Genomic DNA, 22,449 nt, shown 5'->3' with positions numbered 1-22,449 from the left:
CCTTCGTCAACCCGTACGTGCGGGGCGACGTGGTCATCCCCGAGCTCGCCACGGCCTACCTCGACCGCGACTGGGTCCGCGACGGGATGATCGATGATGCCTCGGTGGTCTACCAGGCGTTCACGGATCTGGGCTGGGGTTGGGGCGGCTCCTGGACCGGGCGCGAGGACTGGATGCACTTCTCGGTGACGGGCGGCTGATGGACGCGCCGCCCGCCCTGGATGGTGGCCTGGACCTGCCCTACGTGGTCTACGGAACCCTCCGGCGCGGCGGCTCGAACGCGGCTCTCATCCCTCGCCACGGCGCGCGCTGGGGCGCAACTCTGCTGCTGCCCGGCTACCTGATGCTCGACACGCCCCACGGCTATCCGTACCTCACCCCGCTCGACCCCGCCCGCGCATCGTCCGCCCCGGTGGTCGCGGAGCTGGTCGAGCCTCCCGCCGATCCCGAGGCCCAGGCGCGCCTGCGCCGCGACCTCGACGCCCTCGAGACCTACCGCGGGCCGGGCGGGGACAACGAGTACGACAGGGTCGCCGTCAGGGTCACGACCGACGACGGCGAACAGTGGGCCTGGCTGTACGTGGCGGCCCGTGCGACAGCGGTGGACGGACTCCCGGCGATCGCGCACGGGGACTGGATGGCAAGGGAGACCGCATGACCCGCACGGTGATCGACGGCGCGTACATCGCGACGGTCGACGAGACTGGCTCGGAGCACGACGGCGGTCACGTGGTCGTCGCCGACGGCCGCATCGAGTCCGTGAGTCCCGGCCGCGCGCCCCGCGAGGTGCTGCAGGCGGCCGACGAGGTGATCGCCGGCGGCGGGCTCCTCGTGACTCCCGGCCTCATCAATACGCACCACCACCTCTATCAGTGGCTGACCCGCGGCTTCGCCCAGAACTCGATCCTCTTCGAGTGGCTCGTGTCGCTGTACCCGGCCTGGTCGCGCATCGATGCGGACCTCGTCGGCGACGGCGCGCTGGGGGCGATGGCCGTGCTGGCGCGATCGGGCTGCACCACCGTGGGCGACCACCACTACGTGTTCCCCCGGGGCGGCGGCGACATCGTGGGCTCGATCGTGGACGCGGCGTCGACGCTGGGGCTGCGGCTGCACGCGACGCGCGGCTCGATGGACCTGGGAGCATCCGACGGCGGCCTGCCGCCGGACTTCGCCGTCGAGTCGACCGCCGATGCGCTGGCGGCCTCAGGCGAGGCCGTCGCCAGGTATCACGACGCGTCCTTCGACTCGATGGTGCGGGTCGCGATCGCGCCGTGCTCGCCTTTCTCGGTGACCGCGGACCTGCTGCGCGAGGCCGCCGTGCTGGCGCGGGACCTGAACGTCCGGCTCCACACCCATGGCGCGGAGACGGTCGAGGAGGAGGCGTTCTGCCGTGAGCGCTTCGGGATGGGACCCACCGACTACCTCGAATCGGTGGGATGGCTGGGCGACGACGTCTGGATGGCGCACTGCGTGCACCTGTCGGATGCCGACATCGCGCGCTTCGCGGCGACCGGGACCGGCGTCGCGCACTGCCCGTCGTCAAACGCCCGGCTCGCGGCGGGCATCGCCCCGGTGCGCGGGATGCTCAGCGCGGGCGTGCCCGTGGGGCTCGGGGTGGACGGCGCCGCGTCGAACGAGTCGGGCCAGCTGGGGACCGAGGTGCGCGCGGCGGTGCTGGCCGCGCGGCTGCGCGACGGAGCGGGCGCGATGCCCGTGCGCGACGCGCTGCGCGTCGCCACCATGGGAGGAGCACGGGTGCTGGGCCGCGAGCGCGAGATCGGCTCGATCGAGCCCGGCAAGCTCGCGGACCTTGCGCTGTGGCGCATCGCCGGCATCGAGCACGCGGGCATCGCGGATCCCGTCGCCGCACTGGGGCTCGGCGCGATGCCGCCACTCGAACGGCTGATCGTGCAGGGTGCGACCGTGGTGCAGGACGGCGAGCTCACCCGCGTCGACGCCGCGAGTGTGGCCGCCCGCGTGGCGCGCGCATCCACCGCCCTTGCCGACAGGCTCTGAACGCCGCCTCCTCAGTGCGCGGTTCGGCCCCGCCTCCTAGGCACGTCACGACCACGGGTCCGCCTGCCCGACAGCGAGGAGGCACGTCACGATCACCTCTGCACCGAAGCGGAAGTGGACCTGGCTTGCCTCGTCAGGTCGGAGAGAGCCCGTGATGCAGCCCTGAGTTGCCTCGTTGTGGGGACGGGAGGGGTGGAGAGGACAACCTCTCTAGAACCGCTTGGTCGGATGCATCCCCATGCGCGCGAGCACCGTGTTCTCCAGGATCGCGACCAGGTTGTACAGAATCAGCGACACCGCCGTGACGACCACCACGGACGCCCACATGTCGTTGAACCGCGCCTGAGCGAAGTACCCGTTGATCACGCCGCCGATGCCGCCGCCGGTCGCCAGCCACTCGGCGAGCAGCGCACCCGTGATCGCGCCCGGCACCGAGATGCGCACCGCAGCGAAGAACGCCGGCAACGACGACGGGAAGGCGACCTTGCGGAGCTTCGTGAGCGATCCACCGCCGTACACGGTGGCGACGTCGAGCATCTGCGGGGACGCCGACTTCAGGCCGAACGCGATGTTCACCAGGGCCGGGAACAGCACCACGATGCCGCCCATGACGGCCGTGGTCACGAAGCCGCGGCCGAAGATCAGGATGATCACCGGGGCGAACGCGATCAGCGGCACCGTGCGCAGCAGCAGCGCGATGGGCATCAGAGCGGCCTCGATGCCCTTCGACAGCTGGAACACCACGGCGATGATCAGGGCGATCAGGAGGCCGGCGCAGAAGCCCACGACGGCGTCTCCCATGGTGACCGCGAGGTTCTCGGCGATCTCGGCCCGGTGCTCCGCGGCGTCCTCGTCGGTGACGAGGAAGCGCCAGACATCGACGGGCCCCTTCGCGACGTAGGGCGAGAGCCCGAACACGATGATCGCGCCCTGCCACAGCACCAGCACCGTGACGATGGTGCCGGCGAAGGTGCCGAGTGAGGTCAGCAGCGCCTTGCGGGTCGCGCGCCGGGTCTCCCGGCGCATCGCCTGCGCCAGGTCGGTGGATTCACGCGGCTCCGGCGCTGCGGAGGTCGGAAGGACATCGGTCATGCCGCCGCTCCCTTCGCCCAGGGGGCGCTCATGCGCGTGAGCAGCCCCACCAGCAGGTACGCGACCAGCGCGACAACGCCGGAGGCCAGCGCGATCGCCCACAGGCGCGGGGCGTTGAGCGACTGCTGAGCAATGATCATCGCGGGCCCGATGCCCACCTCGACCTTGCCGAGGTACTCGCCCAGGATCGCGCCCAGGAACGCCGCCGGGACAGCGATCTGCAGAGCGGTCAGCGTCGCCGGCAGCGCCGAGATGAGCCGCACCTTGCGCAGCTGGGTCAGCCGCGAGCCGCCGTACACGGACACCACGTCGAGCGACGCCTCGTCGGCGGACTTGAGGCCCAGCAGCGCTCCCACGACAGTCGTGAAGAACACACTCATTCCGGCCAGGAAGATCGCCGTCGATGAGGGCTCGCCCGGCGTCGGGATGCCCAGGATGAGCAGCAGCAGCGGGCCGATCGCGACGATCGGGATGCAGTACGAGACCACCGCGAGCTGCATGACCACACCCTCGAGGCGCGGCATCACCAGCACCAGCGCGCTCAGCAGCAGCGCGATGCCGTTGCCCCACAGGTAGCCCTGCGCGGCCTCCGCCAGCGTGACGGAGAAGTTGTTCCAGTAGAACTCCCAGCCGGACTCGGCGAAGCTCGCGAACACCTGAGGAGGCGTGGGGATGCCGGCGGCGTCGCCCGACTGCGCCTGAGCCACGGCGCCGACCACCCACCAGACGGCAAGGATGGTGACGGCGCCAGCGAGCCCGGAGACCCAGGCGGGAAGGGGCCGCGGCATCAGTCGTCCTCGGCCGCGCCGCCAGCGCCGAACAGCAGGTCCGAGGCCTGATCCACGTACGCGTGGAACTCGGGCGTGCGCTGGATCTCCGGCGTGCGGGGCCTCGGCAGGTCGATGTCGATGATCTCCTTGACGCGCCCGGGACGCGGGCTCATGACCGCCACCTGGTCCGCGAGGAAGATCGCCTCGGTGATGCCGTGGGTCACCAGCAGCGTGGTCGCCGGCTTCGCGGCGAGGATGCGCATGAGCTCGAGGTTGAGCTTCTGCCGAGTCATGTCGTCGAGCGCGCCGAAAGGCTCGTCGAGGAGGAGCACCGACGGCTTGAGCACCAGCGAGCGCGCGATCGACACGCGCTGGCGCATGCCCCCGGACAGCTGGGCCGGCTTGGCCTTCTCGAAGCCGGTGAGTCCCACGAGCTCGATGAGCTCGGCGATGTAGTCGTGGTCGACCTTCACGCCTGCGATCTCGAACGGCAGCCGGATGTTCTTGTGCACCGAGCGCCACGGGAGCAGCGCCGAGTCCTGGAACGCGATGCCCAGCTCGTTGTACGCGCGCAGGTCCTCGGGCGTGCGCCCGTCGACGCGGATGGTGCCACTCGTGGGCTCCTCGAGCCCGGCGAGGATCCGCAGAATCGTGGACTTGCCACAGCCGGACGGGCCCAGCAGCGCCAGCAGCGAGCCCTGCTCGGTCTGGATGTGGGCGTCCTGCAACGCGGCCACGGAGCCGGACCGCGTCGAGAACACCTTCGAGAGGCCATCGATGTGCAGGCCGGTGCCCAGGGACTCGCCCTGGACACCGGCCTGTGTGGTGCTTGTCATCGTGGTGATGGAGTGAGCGGCGATCAGCCCGCGTAGGCCACCAGCTCGGGGTACTCCTCGTACACCTCGGCCAGCAGGCTCATGTCGAACAGGTCCTCGGCGGTGACGGAGATGCCGGCACCCTCGAGCGAGGCGATCGTCTCGGCCTGCAGAGCCTCCGAGATCGTGAACAGTCCGTTCTCGGCGGTCTCGTCGGACACCACCAGCTCCTCGGACTGCGTGGTCGAGCCCAGGGCCGAGACCTCGGGGTCGAGACCCAGGTCGGCGCCGTACTCCTCGACCGCGAGGCGCGAGCCCTCGGCCGGGTCGTTGACCGCGTCGGTCCAGCCCTTGATCTCCGCAACCAGGAACGCCTTGAGCAGGTCGCGGTCGTTGGCGATCGCGTCGTCCGTCACGGTGAAGGTCTCCGCGACGAACGGGAGGCCGTTGTCCGCGAAGGGCAGGTTGGTCGTGTCGTAGCCCTCGTGCTCGAGGATGAGCGACTCGTTGGTGAGGTACGCGATGAAGCCGTCGACCTCGCCCGACACGAGCGGCGCGGGGTCGTACTGCACGGGCACGATCTCGACGTCGTCATCCGTCAGGCCGTTGGCCGCGAGCAGCGCCATGAACAGCGCCGTGTTGGAGTCCTGGACGCCGATCTTCTTGCCGACCATGTCCTCGGGCGTCATGATGTTGCCGCCGTCAGCCAGCGACAGGACCGTGAACGGGTTCTTCTGGTACGTCGCACCGATGATCTTCAGCGGAGCACCCTCGTTGCCCACACCGGCACCGATCGACACCGCGTCGGAGAGCGCGACGTTGACCTGACCCGAGACGAGCTCGGCGACACCGGTCGACGGGCCGGGCACCAGGTTCACGGTGTCGAAGCCGGCCTCGGTGTAGTAGCCCATCGAGTCCGCGAAGAACTCGCCCGCGAACTCCTCGTTCTTGATCCAGGACAGCTGGACGGTGATGTCGCCGAACGACTCCATCGCCTCCTCGGTCTCCTCGGTCTCGGTCGAGCCGTCGTCGGTGGGCTCGTCCGCGGGGTCATCGCCCGACGAGCAGGCGGACAGCGTGAGCGCTGCGGCGGCGGCCACGGCGACTGCGGCCAGGCCCTTCGCCCTCAGACGCGAGGCAGGTGCGATCAGGGACATGCGTTCTCCATTTCGTGCCGGGTGACGCGCCGCGCAGGGGGTCCCCGGCGGCGCACAAGCGCCCGCCGCCATCAGCAGGCTCCCCCCTCAGTGGGGTTGTCACGTTCGCTGGAGACTACGACCGGCGTGTTTCGGTCACGTCGCCCCTGGTGTTTCCGCAACGTAAATTCCTGACGGTTTGGCGCGGAGCACCAGTCCCGTCGTGGCAGATTCGTGTGACGGGCCGATGCGCGGGTCGGCTTTCGTGCGTGCCACTCAGCCCGGCACGGTGGCACGACGGGCGCGGGAGAGGAAGGCTGGGAGCGTGGACCTGACAGCAGTGCAGACAGTCCGCCAGGCACGCTCGCGCGCAGAGCTGGCGCTCGCACCCGGCGAGCGCTTCCTGGCCGGCGGCACCTGGCTGTTCTCGGAGCCGCAGCCCGACGTGACGGGCCTCGTGGACCTCGCGGCGTTGGGGTGGGACCAGGTAGAGCTCAACGAGGACGGCGACCTGCGCATCGGATCGATGACCGCGATCGGTGCCCTCGAGTCGTGGGCACGCGACTCGTCGCTGCCTGCCGCGCCGCTCGTCATCGACTGTGCCGAGTCCCTGCTCGCGAGCTTCAAGGTCCGCGGATCCGCCACGGTGGGCGGCAACATCGCCCGGTCCTATGCCGCGGGATCGATGATCGCGCTCGGCGCCACGCTCGACGCGGTCGCTCAGATCTGGACGGCATCCGCAGAGCGCACCATGCCGGTCGCCGACCTGCCCGCGGGAAACGGGGAGACGACCCTCGCCCGTGGCGAGGCGCTGCGCGCCATCGTGATCCCCGCATCGGCGCTTGAGGCGAGGACCGCGAGCCGCCGCATCGCGCTCGCCCAGCACGGACGCGCGGGTGCGCTGCTGACGGGCCGGCGCGATGGGGACGGCGGGTGCACGTTCGTGATCACCGCCGCCACCCTGACCCCGACCGTGCTGCGCTACCCCGAGCTCCCGGATGCGGCCGTCCTCGAACGCGATGCGCGCGACGCCCCGGGCTACTACACGGACGCACTGGGAGACGCGGACTGGCGACGCCAGGTCAGCGCGGTGCTGCTCGCCGAGGTTCGCGAGGAGCTCGCATGAGGGTCGACGGCGAGCAGGTCGAGCGCGAGCCCTCGCCCGGGCAGTGCCTGCGCACGTTCCTGCGCGAGACGGGGCACACCGAGGTGAAGAAGGGCTGCGACTCGGGCGACTGCGGGGCGTGCACGGTGCTCGTCGACGGCCGGGCCGTCCACTCGTGCATCACCCCGGCCTTCCGGGCGGCCGATGCGGAGGTCACCACGGCAGGCGGGCTCGCCCCGGGAGATGGGCTGAGTGGGATTCAGCAGTCCTTCGTGGATCACTTCGGCTTCCAGTGCGGCTTCTGCACACCGGGCATGACCGTCACCGCTACCGCGCTGGCGCCGGAGCAGCGCGACGACCTGCCGCGCCAGATGCGCGGGAACGTGTGCCGATGCACCGGCTACCGGCCCATCGAGGACGCGATCCGGCACTGCGGCGAGGACAGCGAGGGGTGCGGGGGGTGCGCCGTTCGCGAGCGCGCCGGGGAAGGCGTCGGAGCGTCCGCGTCGCCTCCGGCAGCTCGCCGCGTGGTGCAGGGCCGCGAGCCCTACACGTTCGACGACGTGCCGGCGCGACTCGCGCACCTGGCCGTCGTGGGCTCGCTGCACGCGCACGCGCGCGTCACGTCCATTGATGCCTCCGCGGCGCTCGCTGTCGACGGCGTGCTCGCGGTCCTCACCCACGAGGACGTGCCCGACATCCTGTTCTCTACCGCGCGCCACGAGCACCGCACCGACGATCCGGACGACACCCGGGTCATCGACTCGGTCATGCGCTTCGTGGGCCAGCGCGTGGCGGTCGTGGTCGCCGAGACCCCAGCGATCGCCGACAGGGCCTCGCGGCTGATCGCGGTCGAGTACGAGGTGCTCCCCGCGGTTCTCGACCCGGAGGCAGCCCGCTCTCCCGGCGCTCCCGTGCTGCACCCCGACCGCACCGCGGCCGACCGCGTCGCGGACGCACCGCGCAACGTCGTCGCCGCGACCCACACGGAGGTCGGAGATGTCGAGGAGGCCCTCGCCGCATCGGCCGTGACCGCGACGGGCACGTGGCGCACGGCGCGCGTCACGCACGCGCAGCTCGAGACGCACGGATCCGTCGCGTGGGTCGCGGACGACGGTCGGCTGACCGTGCGCACCAGCTCGCAGGTGCCGTTCCTGGTGCGCGACGAGCTCGCGCGCATGCTCGGCCGCGACGCCGCCACCGTGCGGGTCTTCACGGGCCGCGTGGGCGGCGGCTTCGGCGGCAAGCAGGAGATGTTCACCGAGGACATCGCCGCGCTCGCGGCCCTCGCCACGGGCAGGCCGGTAGCGTACGAGATGACGCGGGCGGAGGAGTTCCAGCGCACCTCCGTCCGCCACCCCTTCCGCGTGACGGTGCGAGCCGGGGCCGATGCTGAGGGTCGGCTCACCGCACTGCACGTGGATGCGCTGAGCGACACCGGGGCGTACGGCAACCACGCGGCCGGCGTGCTGTTCCACGGCTGCAGCGAGTCCATCGCCGTGTACCGCGCCCCTGCCAAGCGCCTCGACGCGGAGGCCGTGTACACGAACACGGTCCCCTCAGGCGCGTTCCGGGGATACGGGCTGGGGCAGGTGATCTTCGCGATCGAGTCCGCGCTGGACGAGCTGGCGCTCCAGCTGGACCTGGATCCATTTGAGCTGCGGCGCCTCAACGCCGTGCGCCCCGGGGACGGATTCGTGGTCGCGGGCGCGGCGGAGGACGACCTCGTCTTCGGGTCCTACGGCCTCGACGAGTGCCTGGATCTCGCGCGCGCGTCGCTCGCCTCGCCGGACGACGTCCCCGCCCCTGGCGGAGACGCGTGGTCGACGGGCGAGGGCATGGCGGCCTCGATGATCGCGACCATTCCGCCGCGCGGGCACCAGGCCGTCGCGTCGGTGCGGCTGGGGGCGGACGGCGTGGCGCGCGTGGGCATCGGCACCGCCGAGTTCGGCAACGGCACTGTGACGGTCCACACCCAGATCGTCTCCGACGTGCTGGGCATCCCCCGAGCGCGGATCGAGGTCTCGCACTCGGACACGGACGCGACGCGCTACGACACCGGCGCCTTCGGGTCCACGGGCATCACGGTCGCGGGCAAGGCTCTGCACGGGGCGTGCGTCGAGCTGCGCGATGCGCTGGTGACTGCGGGCGCGCGGTTGATGGGGGTCGACGCGGGCGTCTGCTCGCTCGGGCCCGACGGCCTCGTGGGTCCACACGGCCGAACCCTCTCCTGGGGCGACGTCATCGCGGCAACCGAGCCCGCGCATCGGCTGGGCGACGACGCCTGGGCGGAGGCGCACCTGGACGAGCGGGTCCGGTCCGTCGCGTTCAACGTCCAGGCCTTCCGCGTGGCCGTGAACCGGGCCACCGGCGAGGTCCGGATCCTGCGCTCGGTGCAGGCGGCGGACGCCGGGTTCGTCATGAATCCCGAGCAGTGCCGCGGACAGGTTGAGGGCGGCGTCGCGCAGGGCGTGGGGTCGTCGCTGTACGAGGAGGTGCTGATCGCGGAGGACGGCTCGGTCGCCAACGCTGCGTTCCGCCAATACCGGGTGCCGCAGATGGCGGACGTGCCCCGCACCGAGGTGCTGTTTGCGTCCACGTCCGATGACCTGGGCCCGTACGGCGCCAAGTCGATGTCCGAGTCGCCCTACAACCCGGTCGCGCCGGCGCTGGCCAACGCGATCCGGCGTGCGGTGGGAGCGCGACCGTACGAGCTCCCCATGTCCCGCGACCGCGTCTGGCGGCTCACGGCGGATTCGTAGCCCTGCAACCCGAGCGAAGTGGGCCCATTTCGCTCGTCTAGGCGCTTGGGCGAGCGAAGTGGGCCCATTTCGCTCATCTAAGCGCTTGGGCAAGCGAAAAGGATCCATGTCGCGGGAGGGTTGGGGCTCAGGGGTGCTCGACCGGCGCGAGGCCCAGGCCCGGTCGCGCGTGGATCGAGCCCGAGGTCTCGCTCAGGCGGGGCGCATCCGAGGCGCCACGTGCGTCCGCGACGATCTCCGCGACAATCGACACCGCGGTCTCGGCGGGTGTCCCCGCACCCAGGTCGAGCCCGATCGGACTGCGCAGCCGCGCCAGGGCCCGCTCGGCCACCCCGGCCTGGCGCAGCAGCTCGCGCCGCCGCGCGTCCGTGCGTCGAGACCCCATGGCGCCCACGTACGACGCGGGGGTACCGAGAGCGGCCACGAGCGCGGGGACGTCGAAGCGCTCCTCGTGGGTCAGGACGCAGATGGCGTCCTCGGGGCCGATGCGCGTGCCCGCCACGTACTCCCCGGGCTGGGCGCGGATCACCTCGTGCGCGTCCGGGTGGCGCTGCGCGGTGGCGAAGGCCGGCCGGGCGTCGACCACCGTGATCCGGTAGCCGAGCGGCCGGGCCGCGGTCGCGAGCGCGGACGAGAAGTCGACGGCGCCCACGATGACCATCCGCGGCGCCCGGGCTCGGGCGACTCTCAGCCTGCTGGGCACGGGGTCGGCGCTCTCGGAGACCGCGACCGATCCGTCTGACAGCGCGATGTCGACCGCCGCCGCCTCACCCGCTGCCGCGAGAGCGAGCTGCCGCCTGACCCCCGCATCGGCCGGGCTGAGCACGCTCACCACCACCGAGAGGTGCCCGCCGCACGACAGGCTGGCGAGCATCGCGTCGTCGTCCGACAGGCCCAGCGTGGAGCGGGCCCTGACGTCGCCCGCGAGGGCCGCCACCGCCAACTCGTGGGCCTCGGACTCCACGCAGCCGCCGGAGATCGCGCCGATCACCCGCCCGTCGTCGGCGACCGCCATCGCGGAGCCCACGGCACGCGGCGCAGAGCCGTGCACCGCGGCGACGGTGACGACGCCCACGCGGTGCCCCGCCGCGAGCGCCTGCTCGAGTTCGGACGCGATGTCCAGCATTCCTCGAGTCTAGGAGCGCGGTGTTTCGTGTGCATTGCCGCCGATGACACGGGTGGTCACGGTTTCGACACGCGCGCGAAACGCGCGACCCGTACCCTCGCGGCATGAGCGACTTCGACCTGGTGATCCGGGCCGACCGCGTCCTGATCGACGGCCGCTGGAAGAAGGCGGCCGTGGGCGTGAGCGGCGGCATCATCACCCGCATCGGCCCCCGGCACGCGGAGTGGAGCGCGCGCGAGATCGTGTCCGTCCCCCGCGACGAGGTGCTGATCCCCGGCGTCATCGACACCCATGTGCACGTCAACGAGCCCGGCCGCACCGAGTGGGAGGGATTCGCCACCGCGACCCGCGCGGCGGCCGCCGGCGGCGTCACGACCATCATCGACATGCCGCTGAACTCCATTCCCCCCACCACCACGGTGGAGGCGCTCGAGCTCAAGCGCGAGGCCGCTCAGCGGCAGGCGAACGTCGACATCGGCTTCTGGGGCGGGGCCATACCTGCGAGCCTGGGCTCCCTGCGGCCGCTCCACGACGCCGGGGTGTTCGGCTTCAAGGCGTTCCTGTCCCCCTCGGGCGTCGACGAGTTCCCGCACCTGAGCACGGCGCAGCTGCGCGAGGCGCTGGCGGAGACGGCGGCGTTCGGTGGCCGCGTCATCATCCACGCCGAGGACCCGGACCGCCTCGAGCCGTACACGGGCTCGCGCTACTACGACGACTTCGTGGCCTCCCGCCCGGACGCCTCCGAGACCAGTGCGATCGCCACGATCATCTCCGCGGTACGCGCCACGGGCGGCCGCGCGCACATCCTTCACCTGTCCTCGGCCCAGGCGCTCAATCAGATCCGTGGCGCCAAGGCGGAGGGCCTCGACATCACCGTCGAGACATGCCCCCACTACCTGGTGTTCGAGGCCGACGAGATCGCGGACGGCGAGACGCAGTACAAGTGCTGCCCGCCGGTGCGCGACCGCGCGAACCGCGAGGCCCTGTGGGATGCCCTCGAGGACGGGACCATCGACTTCATCGCGTCGGACCACTCCCCCGCGACCGAGGAGCTGAAGGTGGGCGCCGACGGCGACTTCGGGCGCGCGTGGGGCGGCATCTCGGGGCTTCAGGTGATGCTCGCGGCCGTGCTGAGCGGCGCGCGCGACCGAGGGATCAAGCTCGAGGATGCGCTCGCGTGGCTGACCACCGAGCCCGCGGCCTTCGCGGGGCTCGAGGACAAGGGAGCGATCCGGGAGGGCTTCCGCGCGGACCTCGTGAGCTTCGCGCCCGACCGCGCCTGGAACGTGCACGCGCAGGAGCTGGAGCACCGCAACCCGGTGAGCGCGTTCGACGGCCACACGCTCGTGGGCGCCGTGACGCGGACCTGGGTGGGCGGCTCGCAGGCACACCCTCACGTGGATGAGGAGCCGCCAGCCGGACGGCTGCTCACGCGACCGGGGGCCATGATGGAGACCGCGGGCGCTGCCGCCCGCTGACGAGAGGACGCCATGGGCATCACGCTGGGAGACCACCAGTACGGCAAGGCGGAGAATCGCATCGTGCGCATCGTGCGCGACAGCGCTCGCCACGAGATCACCGACGTCAACGTCTCCACGTGCCTGCGAGGCGCGTTCGAAGACGCTCACCTCACCGGAGACCAGGGCGCCGTGCTCCCGACGGACACCCAGAAGCAGACGGCCTACGCCTACGCCAAGACCGTGGGGCTCGATCCGATCGAGGACTACGCGCTCGCCCTGGCCACGCACTTCGTCGATGACGTCGAGCCCGTCGACGGAGCCCGCGTCGAGCTCGAGGAGTTCGCGTGGGCCCGCGTGGACGCCGACGGCACCGGCGACGGTCACGACCACACGTGGGTGCGCTCGGGCCAGGAGGTCCGCGTCGCGGCGGTCACCGTCGAGGGGACGGCCGATGCGCGACGCACGTGGGTGACGGGTGGCCTCAAGGACCTGGTGATCCTCAAGTCCACGGGCAGCGAGTTCCACGGCTTCCTCACGGACGAGTTCACGATCCTCGAGCCCACGGACGACCGCATCATGGCGACGTCCCTGGACGCGCGGTGGCGCTTCGACGGCACGCCCGCCGACTGGAACGGCGCGTACGCGACCATCAAGGCGACGCTCGCGTCGACCTTCGCCGATCACCATTCGCTGGCCCTGCAGCAGACGCTGTACGAGATGGGCAAGGCGGCTCTCGAGGCGGTGCCGGAGCTGGTCGAGGTGCGGCTGTCCGCCCCGAACAAGCACCACTTCGCGTACGACCTCGAGCCCTTCGGGATCGAGAACCACGGCGAGGTCTTCCACGCGGACGACCGCCCCTACGGACTCATCCAGGCCAGCGTCATCCGCGACGACGCCCCCGATGCCGGGCCGGCCTGGCAGCAGTACTCCGGCCTGGTCTGAGAGCCACCCCATGACCCGCGTCTTTCGCGCGCACATCTTCCATGTCAGCGGCTCGCCGCGCCAGGATCAGGTGCCCGATCACCTGGTGTCGATTCCGGACGGCGCGCTCGTGGTGGACGACGATGGGCTCGTCGCGTGGACCGGAGACTGGGCGGAGCTGCCCGACCGGTGGGCCGCTGCGCCCGTCACCCGGGCGGACTACCTCATCCCTGGCTTCGTGGACACCCACGTCCACTACCCGCAGTCCTACGCGACCGCTGCGCACGGCGGAGGGCAGCTCCTCGAGTGGCTCGACCACTGCATCTTCCCCACCGAGTCGCAGTACGAGGACCCCGAGTTCGCCGCCCGCGCGGCGCGGTACTTCACGCGACGGCGCATCGCTGCGGGATCGACCGCGGCGCTGGTCTTCGGATCCGCCTTTCCCGTCGCCCAGGACGCCCTCTACCGCGAGACGCTCACCTCGGGCCTGCGCACCGTGAGCGGCAGGGGCGTGCAGACGGTCGGCCCGGCCGCCGCATCGGCCCTCATCACGAGCGAGGAGCGCGCGATCGACCTGGTCGCGGACGAGATCGACCGCTGGCACGCGGTCGACACCGGCGACCCGCGCACCGCTCGCGTTCAGGTGGGTGTGGTGCCGCGATTCTCGCTGTCCGTGACGCAGACCACGCTCGCGGCGATGGGCGAGCTGTACGACGAGGCCCGCACGCGCGGCGTGTACTTCCACAGCCACCTCAACGAGAACAACCGCAAGGGCGACGGCGAGATCGCCGCCGTGCTGGGGACCTACGGCGTCGAGACGTACCTCGACACCTACGACGGCCGGTTCCTTCCCGGCTCCGAGGAGGGCGGCCGCACGCTGCTGGGGCGGCGCTCGATCCTCGCGCACGCGGTGCACTCGCAGCCGCGCGAGCTGGCGCGCATGGCCGAGACGGGCACGTCGATCGCGCACTGCCCCACGTCGCAGCTGTTCCTGGGCTCGGGCACCATGCCCTGGCGCGCGACCGTCGAAACCGGGGTCAACGTGGCGCTCGGAACCGACGTGGGCGCGGGCGACGAGTGGCTCATCTCCCGCGTCGCGGGCGACTGCTACAAGGTCCACATCTCGGAGGACGGCGATGCGGGCACCGCGCTGCACCCCGCCGAACTCCTGTTCGCGGCCACCCTCGCGGGTGCCCGCGCGCTCGACATGGAGCACGCGTTCGGCAACTTCGACGCCGGCAAGGACGCGGACTTCCTGCTGATCGACAAGAAGCGGTGGGAGCCCCTGGACGGGATGCTGTCGATGGGCATCAGGTCGGAGGACGAGGCCGAGGCGACTCTCGAGGAGCTGTTCACGCTGCTCATGGGACTGCGCCAGCCCGCGATCGCCGGGGTCTACGTGCAGGGCCAGGAGGTCGTGACACCGGGGCTGGATCCGGACTGAGCGGCACCGCGACCGTGGAAGGATCGCCCCATGGCCGTGACCAGTGACCGCATCCGCGAGCGCGCGACCGCCGACTTCGGCCCCCGCGCTTTCCGCATCGTGACGCGGCTCGAGCAGCTCGACGTGTCGCCGGGTGTCGATGCCGAGCGGCTGCACGCGGCGATCCTGATCGCCGCCCGCGCGAACCTCAGCATGATCGACGACGCGTTCGAGCACGCCGCGAGCGACTGGCGGGACCTCCTCGACCGCGCCGGCCTGGCGGGAGACGACTGGCGCGACCAGCTCGACGGGGCACTGGGCCGCGCGTGACCCGGCCCGCGCATCGGCCCGCCCCAAGGTCCCGGTGCCAGCCCGGCCGATGCCCACTAGCCTGGAAGGCGTGAACGCACCTATCGACTGCACCTCCACGTCCGCCTGGGCCGAGCTCGAGGCCCACCACCAGAGCTTCTCCCCCGATCTGCGCGGATGGTTCGCCGCGGATCCCGGCCGCGTCGAGCGGATGAGCCTCCCGCTGGCCGACCTCCACGTCGACCTGTCGAAGAACCTCGTCAGCGATGACGTCCTCGCGTCGCTGGTCAAGCTCGCGGACGAGACCGGCGTCGCGGGCCACTACGCCGCGATGCTCGCCGGCGAGCACATCAACACCACGGAGGACCGCGCCGTCCTGCACACCGCGCTGCGCCGTCCGGCCGGCGCGGAGCCGCCGCTCGTGGTCGACGGTCAGGACGTCGACGGCGACGTGCACGAGGTCCTGGGCCGCATCAACGAGTTCGCCGAGCGCGTGCGCTCCGGCGAGTGGGTCGGCGTCACCGGCAAGCAGGTCACACACATCGTCAACATCGGCATCGGCGGCTCGGACCTGGGTCCCGTCATGGTCTACGAGGCCCTCGAGCCCTATGCCAACGCCGGCATTTCTGCGCGCTTCGTGTCGAACATCGACCCCACGGACATGGGCCAGAAGGTCAAGGGCCTCGACCCCGAGACCACGCTGTTCATCGTCGCGTCCAAGACCTTCACCACGCTCGAGACGCTGACGAACGCGCGCCTCGCACGCCAGTGGCTGTGGGACTCGCTGGCGGAGGCGGGCATCTCCGTCGCCACTGACGAGGAGAAGGCCGATGCGGTGGCGCACCACTTCGTCGCCGTCTCCACCGCGCTGGACAAGGTCGCTGCCTTCGGCATCGACACGAACAACGCGTTCGGGTTCTGGGACTGGGTGGGCGGCCGCTACAGCGTCGACTCAGCGATCGGGCTGTCCCTCGCGATCGCGCTCGGCCCGGACGTCTTCGGCGAGCTGCTCGACGGCTTCCACCAGGTGGACGTGCACGTGGCCGAGACGCCGTTGGAGAAGAACGTGCCCGTCCTCATGGGCCTGCTCAACATCTGGTACGTCAACTTCCTGGGCGCCCAGTCGCACGCCGTGCTGCCGTACGCGCAGCAGCTCCACCGCTTCCCGGCGTATCTGCAGCAGCTCACCATGGAGTCCAACGGCAAGTCGGTGCGCTGGGACGGCACCCCGGTGACCACCGAGACCGGTGAGATCTTCTGGGGCGAGCCGGGTACGAACGGCCAGCACGCGTTCTACCAGCTCATTCACCAGGGCACGAAGCTGATCCCCGCCGACTTCATCTCGGTCGCCAACCCCGCCTACCCGCTCAAGGACGGCGAGCAGGACGTTCACAACCTGTTCCTCGCGAACTTCCTGGCGCAGACCAAGGCGCTCGCCTTCGGCAAGACGGCCGAGGAGGTCGAGGCCGAGGGCACCACAGGCGCCCTTGTCGCCGCGCGCACCTTCGCGGGCAACAAGCCCACGACGTCGGTCTTCGCGCCTGCTCTGACGCCGTCCGTCCTGGGTCAGCTGATCGCGCTGTACGAGCACATCACGTTCGTCCAGGGAGTGGTCTGGGGCATCAACAGCTTCGACCAGTGGGGCGTCGAGCTGGGCAAGAAGCTCGCGCTCGAGATCGCCCCCGCCATCGAGGGCGACGACGATGCGCTGGCCGCCCAGGACGCGTCCACCCAGGCACTGATCGCCTACTACCGGGCGAACCGCACGTAAGTCACAGCCCACCGGTCCCCGCCTAAGCGCCGCAGTGGAGCACCACCGACGGTTCTGGCGCGCCCGCGTCTCCTGATGGAGTCTGGGCGACGACTAGCGCGCGAGCGCACCCAGAGCGATGGACACCATCGCTTCGAAGGTCTTCTCACGCTGCTCGGAGTCGAGCTCCTCGCTGCGCACCACGTGGTCGGAGATGGTCGCAATCATGAGCGCCTCGACTCCCTCGGCAGCGGCGACCGCGTAGAGCCCCGCCGCCTCCATCTCGACCGCGAGCGTGCCGTACTCCATCAGCCGCGGCACCAGGGTCGGGTCCGGGTGGTAGAACGCGTCCGAGGTCAGCACCGGCCCCACGCGAAGCGGGGTTCCTGCGGCGTCCGCGTGGTCAGCGGCCGCGCGCAGCAGCGAGAACGCGGGCGCGTGCGAGTAGTGCACGCCGGGCAGCCGGTGAGCCGTCATCGCCGAGTCGGTGTGCGCTGCGGAGGCCGCGATCACGTCACCCAGCTGCAGGTCCGGATGGAAGCCCCCGGCGGTGCCCACGCGCACCAGACGCTTCACGCCATAGTGGCGGATCAGCTCGGTCGCGTAGATGGTCGCGGACGGCATGCCCATGCCGGTCGCCATGACCGAGATCGGTCGCCCCTGGTAGGTGCCGGTGTAACCCAGGATGCCGCGCACCTCGGTGACGAGCTGCGCATCGTCCAGGAAGACGTCGGCGATGCGGGTGGCGCGGCGAGGGTCGCCAGGAAGAAGGATGTCGGGCGCGAAGGCACTCTCGGGCGCTGAGATATGCGGAGTAGGCATGCGCCCGAGACTAGACCCGCCGTGTTACACGCGATCGAACGTGTCCGGGTTCGGGCCCTGACGGCCCGCCTCGCCCTGGTCGAGCGCGTCGATGCGCGCCATCTGCTCGTCCGAAAGCTCGAAGTCGAAGATCTGCAGGTTCTCCTCCATGCGCTCGCGGTGCATCGACTTCGGGAACACGATGTCGCCGCGCTGGATGTGCCAGCGCAGGGTGACCTGCGACGGCTGACGGCCCAGTGAGGACGCGATCTCCTGGATGGTCGCGTCCTTGACGGCCTCGCCCTTGGCGAGCGGCCCCCACGCCTCGACCGCGATCGCGTGCTCGTGCGAGGCCGCGCGCGCGACGTCGTTGCGGAAGAACGGGTGCGCCTCGATCTGGTTGACGACGGGAGCGACGCCGGTGGCGTCGATGATCTGGCGCAGGTGGTCGGGCTGGAAGTTCGAGACTCCCACCGAGGTGACGCGCCCGGACTCGAGCAGCTCGAGCATGACCTTCCAGGTCGACACGAAGTCGCCGTCATACTTGGTCGGCAGCGGCCAGTGGATGAGGAACAGATCCAGCCGGTCGAGCGCCAGCTTGTCCATGGTCTCGTCGAACGACCGCAGGGCGTCGTCGCGCTCGTGCATCGAGTTGGTGAGCTTGGAGGTCACGTAGATCTCGTCGCGCGGGATGCCCGAGGCGGCGAGCGCCTGACCGACACCCTGCTCGTTCTGGTAGCCCTGCGCGGTGTCGATGTGGCGGTAGCCGGCGGCGAGCGCCTCTCCCACCGTCGCCGCGGTCTCCTCGGGCGGCACCTGGAAGGTGCCGAAGCCCAGCTGAGGGATGGTGGTGCCGTCGTTGAGCGTCACTGAAGCAGTCATGGTCAGGCCAACCCGCGCATCGGCCCCCGCATTCCGCGGCGCCTTGCCGAGGGCCGATGCGGTGGTTCAGGACCGTCCGAGGTATCCGTCGAGCACGGGGCCGAGCTGGTCGAGGAGCACGTCGCGGGGCATGGTGGCGAGCGCCGGGAGCTCCACCACGTATCGCGCCACGGCCACGCCGAGCATGTGGGAGCCCACGAGCGCGAGCCCGGTGTCGGCGGGATCGCCAGAGAACTCTCGGTCCATCACTCCCCCGCCTATCGCGCGGCGCACCGCGGCGGGCACGGCCGAGTCGGTGACGCTCGAGCGGACCAGCGCCATGAGGATCGGACCGGCATCCGCGTCCTCCCAGAGGTCGAGGTAGGCGGACGCGAGCCGGCGCCCGCGTCCGGGCGACGTGTCAGCGATCACCGCGGACAGGCGGCTCACCACCGGTGTGCGGTCCAGCACGGTCGCGGCGAACAGGCCCTGCTTGTCGCCGAACCAGTGACGGATCATCCCGGTGTCGACTCCAGCGGCCAGCGCGATCGATCGCATGGACGCGCCGTCGTAGCCTCGCTCAGCGAACGCAGCGCGAGCCGCGTCGAGGATCGCTTCACGCGTGTCAGTGTCACCCGGACGGCGCCCGCGGCGCTGCGGCGACTGACCCGGCGGAGACCTGTCCATTCCGGCATGCTAGCCGTAGCGGTTGCATATTTCCACAGGTGTGGAGTTAACTGGAACTCGTCGCACCGTCCAGCCAGGAGAGGCCACCCCATGACCGAGCAGCCCACCGTGATCGACGTCCAGGGACTGACCAAGTCCTACGGCAGGTTCAAGGCCCTCAACGGCGTCGACCTCACGGTCGCGCAGGGTGAGGTTCACGGCTTCCTGGGCCCCAACGGCGCGGGCAAGTCCACCACGATCCGCGTCCTGCTGGGACTGCTCAAGGCGGACGGCGGCACCGTGTCGCTGCTGGGCGGCGACCCGTGGAAGGACGTGGTCGAGCTGCACCGCCGCATCGCCTACGTGCCAGGCGACGTGTCGCTGTGGCCCAGCATGACCGGCGGCGAGGCGATCGACCTGCTCGGGAGCCTGCGCGGCAGTCTCGACGAGGGCCGCCGCAAGGACCTGGTCGAGCGCTTCGAGCTCGACACCTCCAAGCGCGGCCGCCAGTACTCGAAGGGCAACAAGCAGAAAGTCGCGCTGGTCGCCGCGCTGGCCTCCGACGCAGAGCTGCTGATCCTCGACGAGCCCACCTCGGGCCTGGACCCCCTGATGGAGCAGGTCTTCCAGGAGACCGTGCGCGAGGCCAAGGATCGCGGCGTCTCCGTCCTGCTCAGCAGCCACATCATGTCCGAGGTCGAGACCCTCACCGACCGGCTCAGCATCATCCGCGACGGCGTGATCGTCCAGACCGGCACGCTGGACGATCTCCGCACAGACACCCAGACCTCGATCGACGTGACGCTCGAGCGGGTCCCCGACACGAGCGCGCTCGCTCCCCTCGAGGGCGTCGCTCTCAATGGCCACCACCTCACCGCGACCGTGGACCCGGAGAAGGTCGGAGAGGCGATGAATGTCCTCGCTCCGTACGGCATGTCCAGGCTCGCCGTAGAACCCGCGAGCCTCGAGAGTCTTTTCCTCAAGCTCTACGAAGAGGCGCACGCGTGAGCGCCAGCCCAGCCACCGCATCGGCCCCCCGTGCGGGTCGCCGCGAAAGCGCGACCACCGGCGCTCCACTGCTGCTGCGCACGTCCCTCAAGCACGACGGCCGCCTGATGGCTCCGTGGGTGCTGCTCGTCACGGTGCTGTCGGTGTCCTCAGTCATCGCGTACCCGCTGGTGTTTCCCGACCAGGCCGACCGCATGGGCCTCCAGCAGGCCGTCGAGGCCAACCCCGCGATCGGGCTGATCTTCGGCCCGCCCACCGACCTGCTCACCACGGACGGCTTCAACGCGTGGCGCACGCTCGCGCTGGGCGGTTTCCTGGCCGCGATGGGGGCAATCTTCACGGTGACGCGCGCGACGCGCGTGCAGGAGGACTCCGGTCAGGCGGAGCTGCTGGCGTCGGGAGTGCTCGGGCGCTCGTCGCGCCTGCTCACCGGCGTCGCCATGGCGCTGATCGCGGGCGTCGTCACCGGCGTGGTCGCGGCCTCTCTCACGGTGCTGTTCGGCGGCACCGCCGAGGCGTCGTGGCTGCTCGCGGGCACGTGGACAGTGACCGGATGGGTGTTCGCCGGGATCGCAGCCGTGGCCGCGCAGATCGGGGCCGATGCACGCACGTCGACCGCCCTCTCGATCTCGACGCTCGGCACGCTGTTCATCCTGCGCGGCTTCGCGTACTCGGTCGAGGCGCCCGAGTGGACCATCTGGATCAACCCCCTGGGCTGGATGCAGGAGCCGCAGCCCGCCGCTGACAACCTGTGGTGGCCGCTCGCGCTCGGCGTGGCGCTCACGGTGGTGCTCCTCGCGGTCGCCTTCAAGCTCGAGGGCTCGCGCGACTTCGGTCAGGGCCTGATCAAGCCGGGCCCTGGCCCCGATCGCGGACGCGCGCGCAGCCCGTGGGGGCTCGCGTGGCGGCTGTCGAAGGGTTCGGCGATGACCTGGACCATCGCGTTCGTGATGCTGGGCTTCGTGTTCGGGTACTTCGCGACATCCATCGTCGACCTCATCGACCCCGACAGCCCCATGGCGGCGGCGCTCGCCGGCGGCAGCGGCTCTGCGGACGTGCTCGTCGCATCGTTCCTCGTGATGATCCTGTCCATGATCGGCATCTTCGCCGCCATCCCGAGCGTCCAGGTGATGCTGCGGGTGCGGTCCGAGGAGATGGAGGACCGCGTCGAGCCCGTCATGGCCGGCGCCGTCGCACGCCCTCGGTACTACGGCGCGAACGTGCTGCTCGCGTTCGCCCTGCCGGTGCTCTACATGGCCGTCGCGGGCGTGATCGTGGCCTTCCTCGCGTCGCGGTCCGACCTCGGAGTGGAGTTCGGCGAGGTCGGGTTCCAGGCGATGACGATCGTCCCCGCCATCTGGACGCTCATTGCCGTGTCCATCTTCGTGGTGGGCGCGCGGCCCAAGGTCGCCGTCGCTGCCTGGGCGGGCGTGGTCGTCACGTTCGTGCTGACCCTCCTGGGGCCGTCGTTCGGCCTCGACGACTGGGTGCTCGGCATCTCCCCGGTGTGGCACGTGCCGGACATCCTGCTGCCGGATCCCGACTGGACCGGCCTCATGTGGGTGTCGCTCTTCACCCTGGGCTTCACCGCGATCGGCTTCGCCGGGTTCCGGCGGCGCGATCTCGCCGTCGAGTAGGGCCGATGCGGTCGCTGAGTGCCGGACAGCGCGCGCTCAGTCGCGCGAGGGGTCGGTGAGCGCCGGACGAGGCTGGCAGTCGCCGATCAGGAGCCCCGGTACGTCGAGTAGGCGAACGGGCTGAGCAGCAGCGGCACGTGGTAGTGGTCGCCGCCCGTGATCTCGAAGGTGATGAGCACCTCGGGGTAGAACGTGGCGACGTTGAGCGTGCGGAAGTACATGCCAGTGTCGAAGCGGACGCGGTAGACGCCCGGCTCCAGCACGTCTGGGCCCAGGTCACCGATGCGCCCGTCGGCGTCGGTGACGCCCGAGGCCACCGTCTCCCACCCGCTCCCCTGGCGCGCGGACAGCGTGACGGCGATGCCACTCGCCGGAGTGCCGGTGACGGAGTCGAGGACGTGGGTCGTGACGTGGCTCATGCGGTCTCCCAGATCTGTCGCAGGCGCAGCGCGGCGATCTGCCGCAGCTGCTCGGCGGTCTCGGCGAGCTCCGCCTCGGGGTCGTTGTCCATGCGGCGCTCGAGCTCCGCGAGGATCTCGATCCGCGACCGCCCGGCGGCCCGGATCAGGAACACGCGGCCGAAGCGCCGCTCGTAGGCCTCGTTGCCGTCGCGCAGGCGCAGCTCGAGGCCTGCATCCGGGTCCTGGCTCGCGGCCTGCTCCACCCGTGAGAATCGTGCCTCCGCGCCCCCACCCTTCGCCCGATCCCCGATGCGCGGGTGGGCGGCCAAGGCCTCGTCGACCTCGGCTTCTGTCAGGGGGGTCGCGGCGGCGATTCCCGCAGCTGCCAGG

The 22,449-nt window shown here is 70.9% G+C and carries 22 protein-coding genes; 12 read left to right on the top strand and 10 right to left on the bottom strand.

Annotation, left to right across the window (positions count from 1 at the left end; all coding sequences use genetic code 11):
* From QZ483_RS05195 to QZ483_RS05185, 3 genes are all read left to right on the top strand, one after another.
* On the top strand, window positions 1-200 hold a 200-nt coding region (locus QZ483_RS05195), incomplete at its 5' end, for a M15 family metallopeptidase (RefSeq protein WP_297081924.1).
* On the top strand, window positions 200-658 hold the full coding sequence (locus QZ483_RS05190; RefSeq protein WP_297081923.1) for a gamma-glutamylcyclotransferase: 459 nt from the start codon (window positions 200-202) through the stop codon (window positions 656-658). The genes QZ483_RS05195 and QZ483_RS05190, both read left to right, overlap by 1 nt.
* Window positions 655-2,016 (top strand): 8-oxoguanine deaminase, encoded by a 1,362-nt coding sequence (locus QZ483_RS05185; protein WP_297081922.1) that lies wholly within the window; start codon window positions 655-657, stop codon window positions 2,014-2,016. The genes QZ483_RS05190 and QZ483_RS05185 overlap by 4 nt, the downstream gene beginning before the upstream one ends.
* A 210-nt stretch (window positions 2,017-2,226) precedes the next feature.
* Here the strand turns inward: QZ483_RS05185 and QZ483_RS05180 are convergent, their stop codons facing one another.
* Genes QZ483_RS05180 through QZ483_RS05165 form a run of 4 tightly spaced genes read right to left on the bottom strand, consistent with a single transcriptional unit; the run spans window position 2,227 to window position 5,850 of the window.
* Complete coding sequence (locus QZ483_RS05180) at window positions 2,227-3,108, bottom strand: ABC transporter permease (protein ID WP_297081921.1); 882 nt, start codon at window positions 3,106-3,108, stop codon at window positions 2,227-2,229.
* A complete protein-coding gene (locus tag QZ483_RS05175; protein ID WP_297081920.1) occupies window positions 3,105-3,896 on the bottom strand; it encodes an ABC transporter permease in 792 nt (263 codons plus the stop codon). The genes QZ483_RS05180 and QZ483_RS05175 overlap by 4 nt, the downstream gene beginning before the upstream one ends.
* Window positions 3,896-4,714 (bottom strand): ABC transporter ATP-binding protein, encoded by an 819-nt coding sequence (locus QZ483_RS05170; RefSeq protein ID WP_297081919.1) that lies wholly within the window; start codon window positions 4,712-4,714, stop codon window positions 3,896-3,898. Before QZ483_RS05170 ends, QZ483_RS05175 begins: the two co-directional genes overlap by 1 nt.
* 23 nt (window positions 4,715-4,737) lie before the next feature.
* On the bottom strand, window positions 4,738-5,850 hold the full coding sequence (locus tag QZ483_RS05165) for an ABC transporter substrate-binding protein (protein ID WP_297081918.1): 1,113 nt from the start codon (window positions 5,848-5,850) through the stop codon (window positions 4,738-4,740).
* Window positions 5,851-6,154: 304 nt separating this feature from the next.
* Here QZ483_RS05165 and QZ483_RS05160 point away from each other — a divergent pair, with 304 nt between their 5' ends.
* Window positions 6,155-6,955, top strand: coding sequence for an FAD binding domain-containing protein (locus tag QZ483_RS05160; RefSeq protein ID WP_297081917.1), 801 nt, complete (start codon window positions 6,155-6,157; stop codon window positions 6,953-6,955).
* Window positions 6,952-9,696: a molybdopterin-dependent oxidoreductase gene (locus QZ483_RS05155; protein ID WP_297081916.1), complete on the top strand. Its 2,745-nt coding sequence runs from the start codon at window positions 6,952-6,954 to the stop codon at window positions 9,694-9,696. Before QZ483_RS05160 ends, QZ483_RS05155 begins: the two co-directional genes overlap by 4 nt.
* A 127-nt stretch (window positions 9,697-9,823) precedes the next feature.
* On the opposite strand, the gene QZ483_RS05150 is transcribed toward QZ483_RS05155, so the two are convergent.
* Window positions 9,824-10,822: an XdhC family protein gene (locus QZ483_RS05150; protein WP_297081915.1), complete on the bottom strand. Its 999-nt coding sequence runs from the start codon at window positions 10,820-10,822 to the stop codon at window positions 9,824-9,826.
* Window positions 10,823-10,926: 104 nt separating this feature from the next.
* Here QZ483_RS05150 and allB point away from each other — a divergent pair, with 104 nt between their 5' ends.
* From allB to pgi, 5 genes are read left to right on the top strand one after another with little or no spacing between them, the layout of a single operon-like run.
* Complete coding sequence (allB, locus tag QZ483_RS05145) at window positions 10,927-12,300, top strand: allantoinase AllB (RefSeq protein ID WP_297081914.1); 1,374 nt, start codon at window positions 10,927-10,929, stop codon at window positions 12,298-12,300.
* A 12-nt stretch (window positions 12,301-12,312) separates the two neighbouring features.
* A complete protein-coding gene (pucL, locus tag QZ483_RS05140) occupies window positions 12,313-13,224 on the top strand; it encodes a factor-independent urate hydroxylase (protein WP_297081913.1) in 912 nt (303 codons plus the stop codon).
* A gap of 10 nt (window positions 13,225-13,234) precedes the next feature.
* Entirely contained in the window at window positions 13,235-14,647 is a 1,413-nt protein-coding gene (locus tag QZ483_RS05135) for an amidohydrolase family protein (RefSeq protein ID WP_297081912.1), read from the top strand.
* A 30-nt stretch (window positions 14,648-14,677) separates the two neighbouring features.
* The gene (locus tag QZ483_RS05130) at window positions 14,678-14,956 is read left to right on the top strand and encodes a hypothetical protein (protein WP_297081911.1); all 279 of its coding nucleotides are present in this window, start codon (window positions 14,678-14,680) and stop codon (window positions 14,954-14,956) included.
* 49 nt (window positions 14,957-15,005) lie between these two features.
* A complete protein-coding gene (pgi, locus tag QZ483_RS05125) occupies window positions 15,006-16,706 on the top strand; it encodes a glucose-6-phosphate isomerase (protein ID WP_297081910.1) in 1,701 nt (566 codons plus the stop codon).
* Window positions 16,707-16,799: 93 nt separating this feature from the next.
* On the opposite strand, the gene deoD is transcribed toward pgi, so the two are convergent.
* The 3 genes from deoD to QZ483_RS05110 all read right to left on the bottom strand — a co-directional run bounded on the left by deoD (window position 16,800) and on the right by QZ483_RS05110 (window position 19,034).
* Entirely contained in the window at window positions 16,800-17,507 is a 708-nt protein-coding gene (gene deoD, locus QZ483_RS05120; RefSeq protein WP_297081909.1) for a purine-nucleoside phosphorylase, read from the bottom strand.
* Between the two features lie 24 nt (window positions 17,508-17,531).
* Entirely contained in the window at window positions 17,532-18,368 is an 837-nt protein-coding gene (locus QZ483_RS05115) for an aldo/keto reductase (protein WP_297081908.1), read from the bottom strand.
* Window positions 18,369-18,434: 66 nt separating this feature from the next.
* Complete coding sequence (locus QZ483_RS05110; protein ID WP_297081907.1) at window positions 18,435-19,034, bottom strand: TetR/AcrR family transcriptional regulator; 600 nt, start codon at window positions 19,032-19,034, stop codon at window positions 18,435-18,437.
* A 90-nt stretch (window positions 19,035-19,124) separates the two neighbouring features.
* Here QZ483_RS05110 and QZ483_RS05105 point away from each other — a divergent pair, with 90 nt between their 5' ends.
* Together QZ483_RS05105 and QZ483_RS05100 are read left to right on the top strand one after the other, a co-directional pair.
* Window positions 19,125-20,021, top strand: a complete 897-nt coding sequence (locus QZ483_RS05105; RefSeq protein WP_297081906.1) for an ABC transporter ATP-binding protein — start codon at window positions 19,125-19,127, stop codon at window positions 20,019-20,021.
* Complete coding sequence (locus tag QZ483_RS05100; RefSeq protein WP_297081905.1) at window positions 20,018-21,658, top strand: ABC transporter permease; 1,641 nt, start codon at window positions 20,018-20,020, stop codon at window positions 21,656-21,658. Before QZ483_RS05105 ends, QZ483_RS05100 begins: the two co-directional genes overlap by 4 nt.
* An 86-nt stretch (window positions 21,659-21,744) precedes the next feature.
* On the opposite strand, the gene uraH is transcribed toward QZ483_RS05100, so the two are convergent.
* Together uraH and QZ483_RS05090 are read right to left on the bottom strand one after the other, a co-directional pair.
* On the bottom strand, window positions 21,745-22,077 hold the full coding sequence (gene uraH / locus QZ483_RS05095; protein WP_297081904.1) for a hydroxyisourate hydrolase: 333 nt from the start codon (window positions 22,075-22,077) through the stop codon (window positions 21,745-21,747).
* A partial coding sequence (locus tag QZ483_RS05090; protein ID WP_297081903.1) for a 2-oxo-4-hydroxy-4-carboxy-5-ureidoimidazoline decarboxylase occupies window positions 22,074-22,449 on the bottom strand: 376 nt, incomplete at its 5' end. The genes uraH and QZ483_RS05090, both read right to left, overlap by 4 nt.

The organism is uncultured Demequina sp. (assembly GCF_913055775.1).
Lineage (GTDB): Bacteria > Actinomycetota > Actinomycetes > Actinomycetales > Demequinaceae > Demequina.
This window is presented reverse-complemented; position numbering and strand designations above follow the sequence as displayed.

Coding starts and splice junctions, on each gene's coding strand:
- QZ483_RS05190 (WP_297081923.1), top strand. CDS start 200: ATGGACGCGCCGCCCGCCCTGGATGGTGGCCTGGACCTGCCCTACGTG.
- QZ483_RS05185 (WP_297081922.1), top strand. CDS start 655: ATGACCCGCACGGTGATCGACGGCGCGTACATCGCGACGGTCGACGAG.
- QZ483_RS05180 (WP_297081921.1), bottom strand. CDS start 3,108: ATGACCGATGTCCTTCCGACCTCCGCAGCGCCGGAGCCGCGTGAATCC.
- QZ483_RS05175 (WP_297081920.1), bottom strand. CDS start 3,896: ATGCCGCGGCCCCTTCCCGCCTGGGTCTCCGGGCTCGCTGGCGCCGTC.
- QZ483_RS05170 (WP_297081919.1), bottom strand. CDS start 4,714: ATGACAAGCACCACACAGGCCGGTGTCCAGGGCGAGTCCCTGGGCACC.
- QZ483_RS05165 (WP_297081918.1), bottom strand. CDS start 5,850: ATGTCCCTGATCGCACCTGCCTCGCGTCTGAGGGCGAAGGGCCTGGCC.
- QZ483_RS05155 (WP_297081916.1), top strand. CDS start 6,952: ATGAGGGTCGACGGCGAGCAGGTCGAGCGCGAGCCCTCGCCCGGGCAG.
- QZ483_RS05150 (WP_297081915.1), bottom strand. CDS start 10,822: ATGCTGGACATCGCGTCCGAACTCGAGCAGGCGCTCGCGGCGGGGCAC.
- allB (WP_297081914.1), top strand. CDS start 10,927: ATGAGCGACTTCGACCTGGTGATCCGGGCCGACCGCGTCCTGATCGAC.
- pucL (WP_297081913.1), top strand. CDS start 12,313: ATGGGCATCACGCTGGGAGACCACCAGTACGGCAAGGCGGAGAATCGC.
- QZ483_RS05135 (WP_297081912.1), top strand. CDS start 13,235: ATGACCCGCGTCTTTCGCGCGCACATCTTCCATGTCAGCGGCTCGCCG.
- QZ483_RS05130 (WP_297081911.1), top strand. CDS start 14,678: ATGGCCGTGACCAGTGACCGCATCCGCGAGCGCGCGACCGCCGACTTC.
- pgi (WP_297081910.1), top strand. CDS start 15,006: ATGCCCACTAGCCTGGAAGGCGTGAACGCACCTATCGACTGCACCTCC.
- deoD (WP_297081909.1), bottom strand. CDS start 17,507: ATGCCTACTCCGCATATCTCAGCGCCCGAGAGTGCCTTCGCGCCCGAC.
- QZ483_RS05115 (WP_297081908.1), bottom strand. CDS start 18,368: ATGACTGCTTCAGTGACGCTCAACGACGGCACCACCATCCCTCAGCTG.
- QZ483_RS05110 (WP_297081907.1), bottom strand. CDS start 19,034: ATGGACAGGTCTCCGCCGGGTCAGTCGCCGCAGCGCCGCGGGCGCCGT.
- QZ483_RS05105 (WP_297081906.1), top strand. CDS start 19,125: ATGACCGAGCAGCCCACCGTGATCGACGTCCAGGGACTGACCAAGTCC.
- uraH (WP_297081904.1), bottom strand. CDS start 22,077: ATGAGCCACGTCACGACCCACGTCCTCGACTCCGTCACCGGCACTCCG.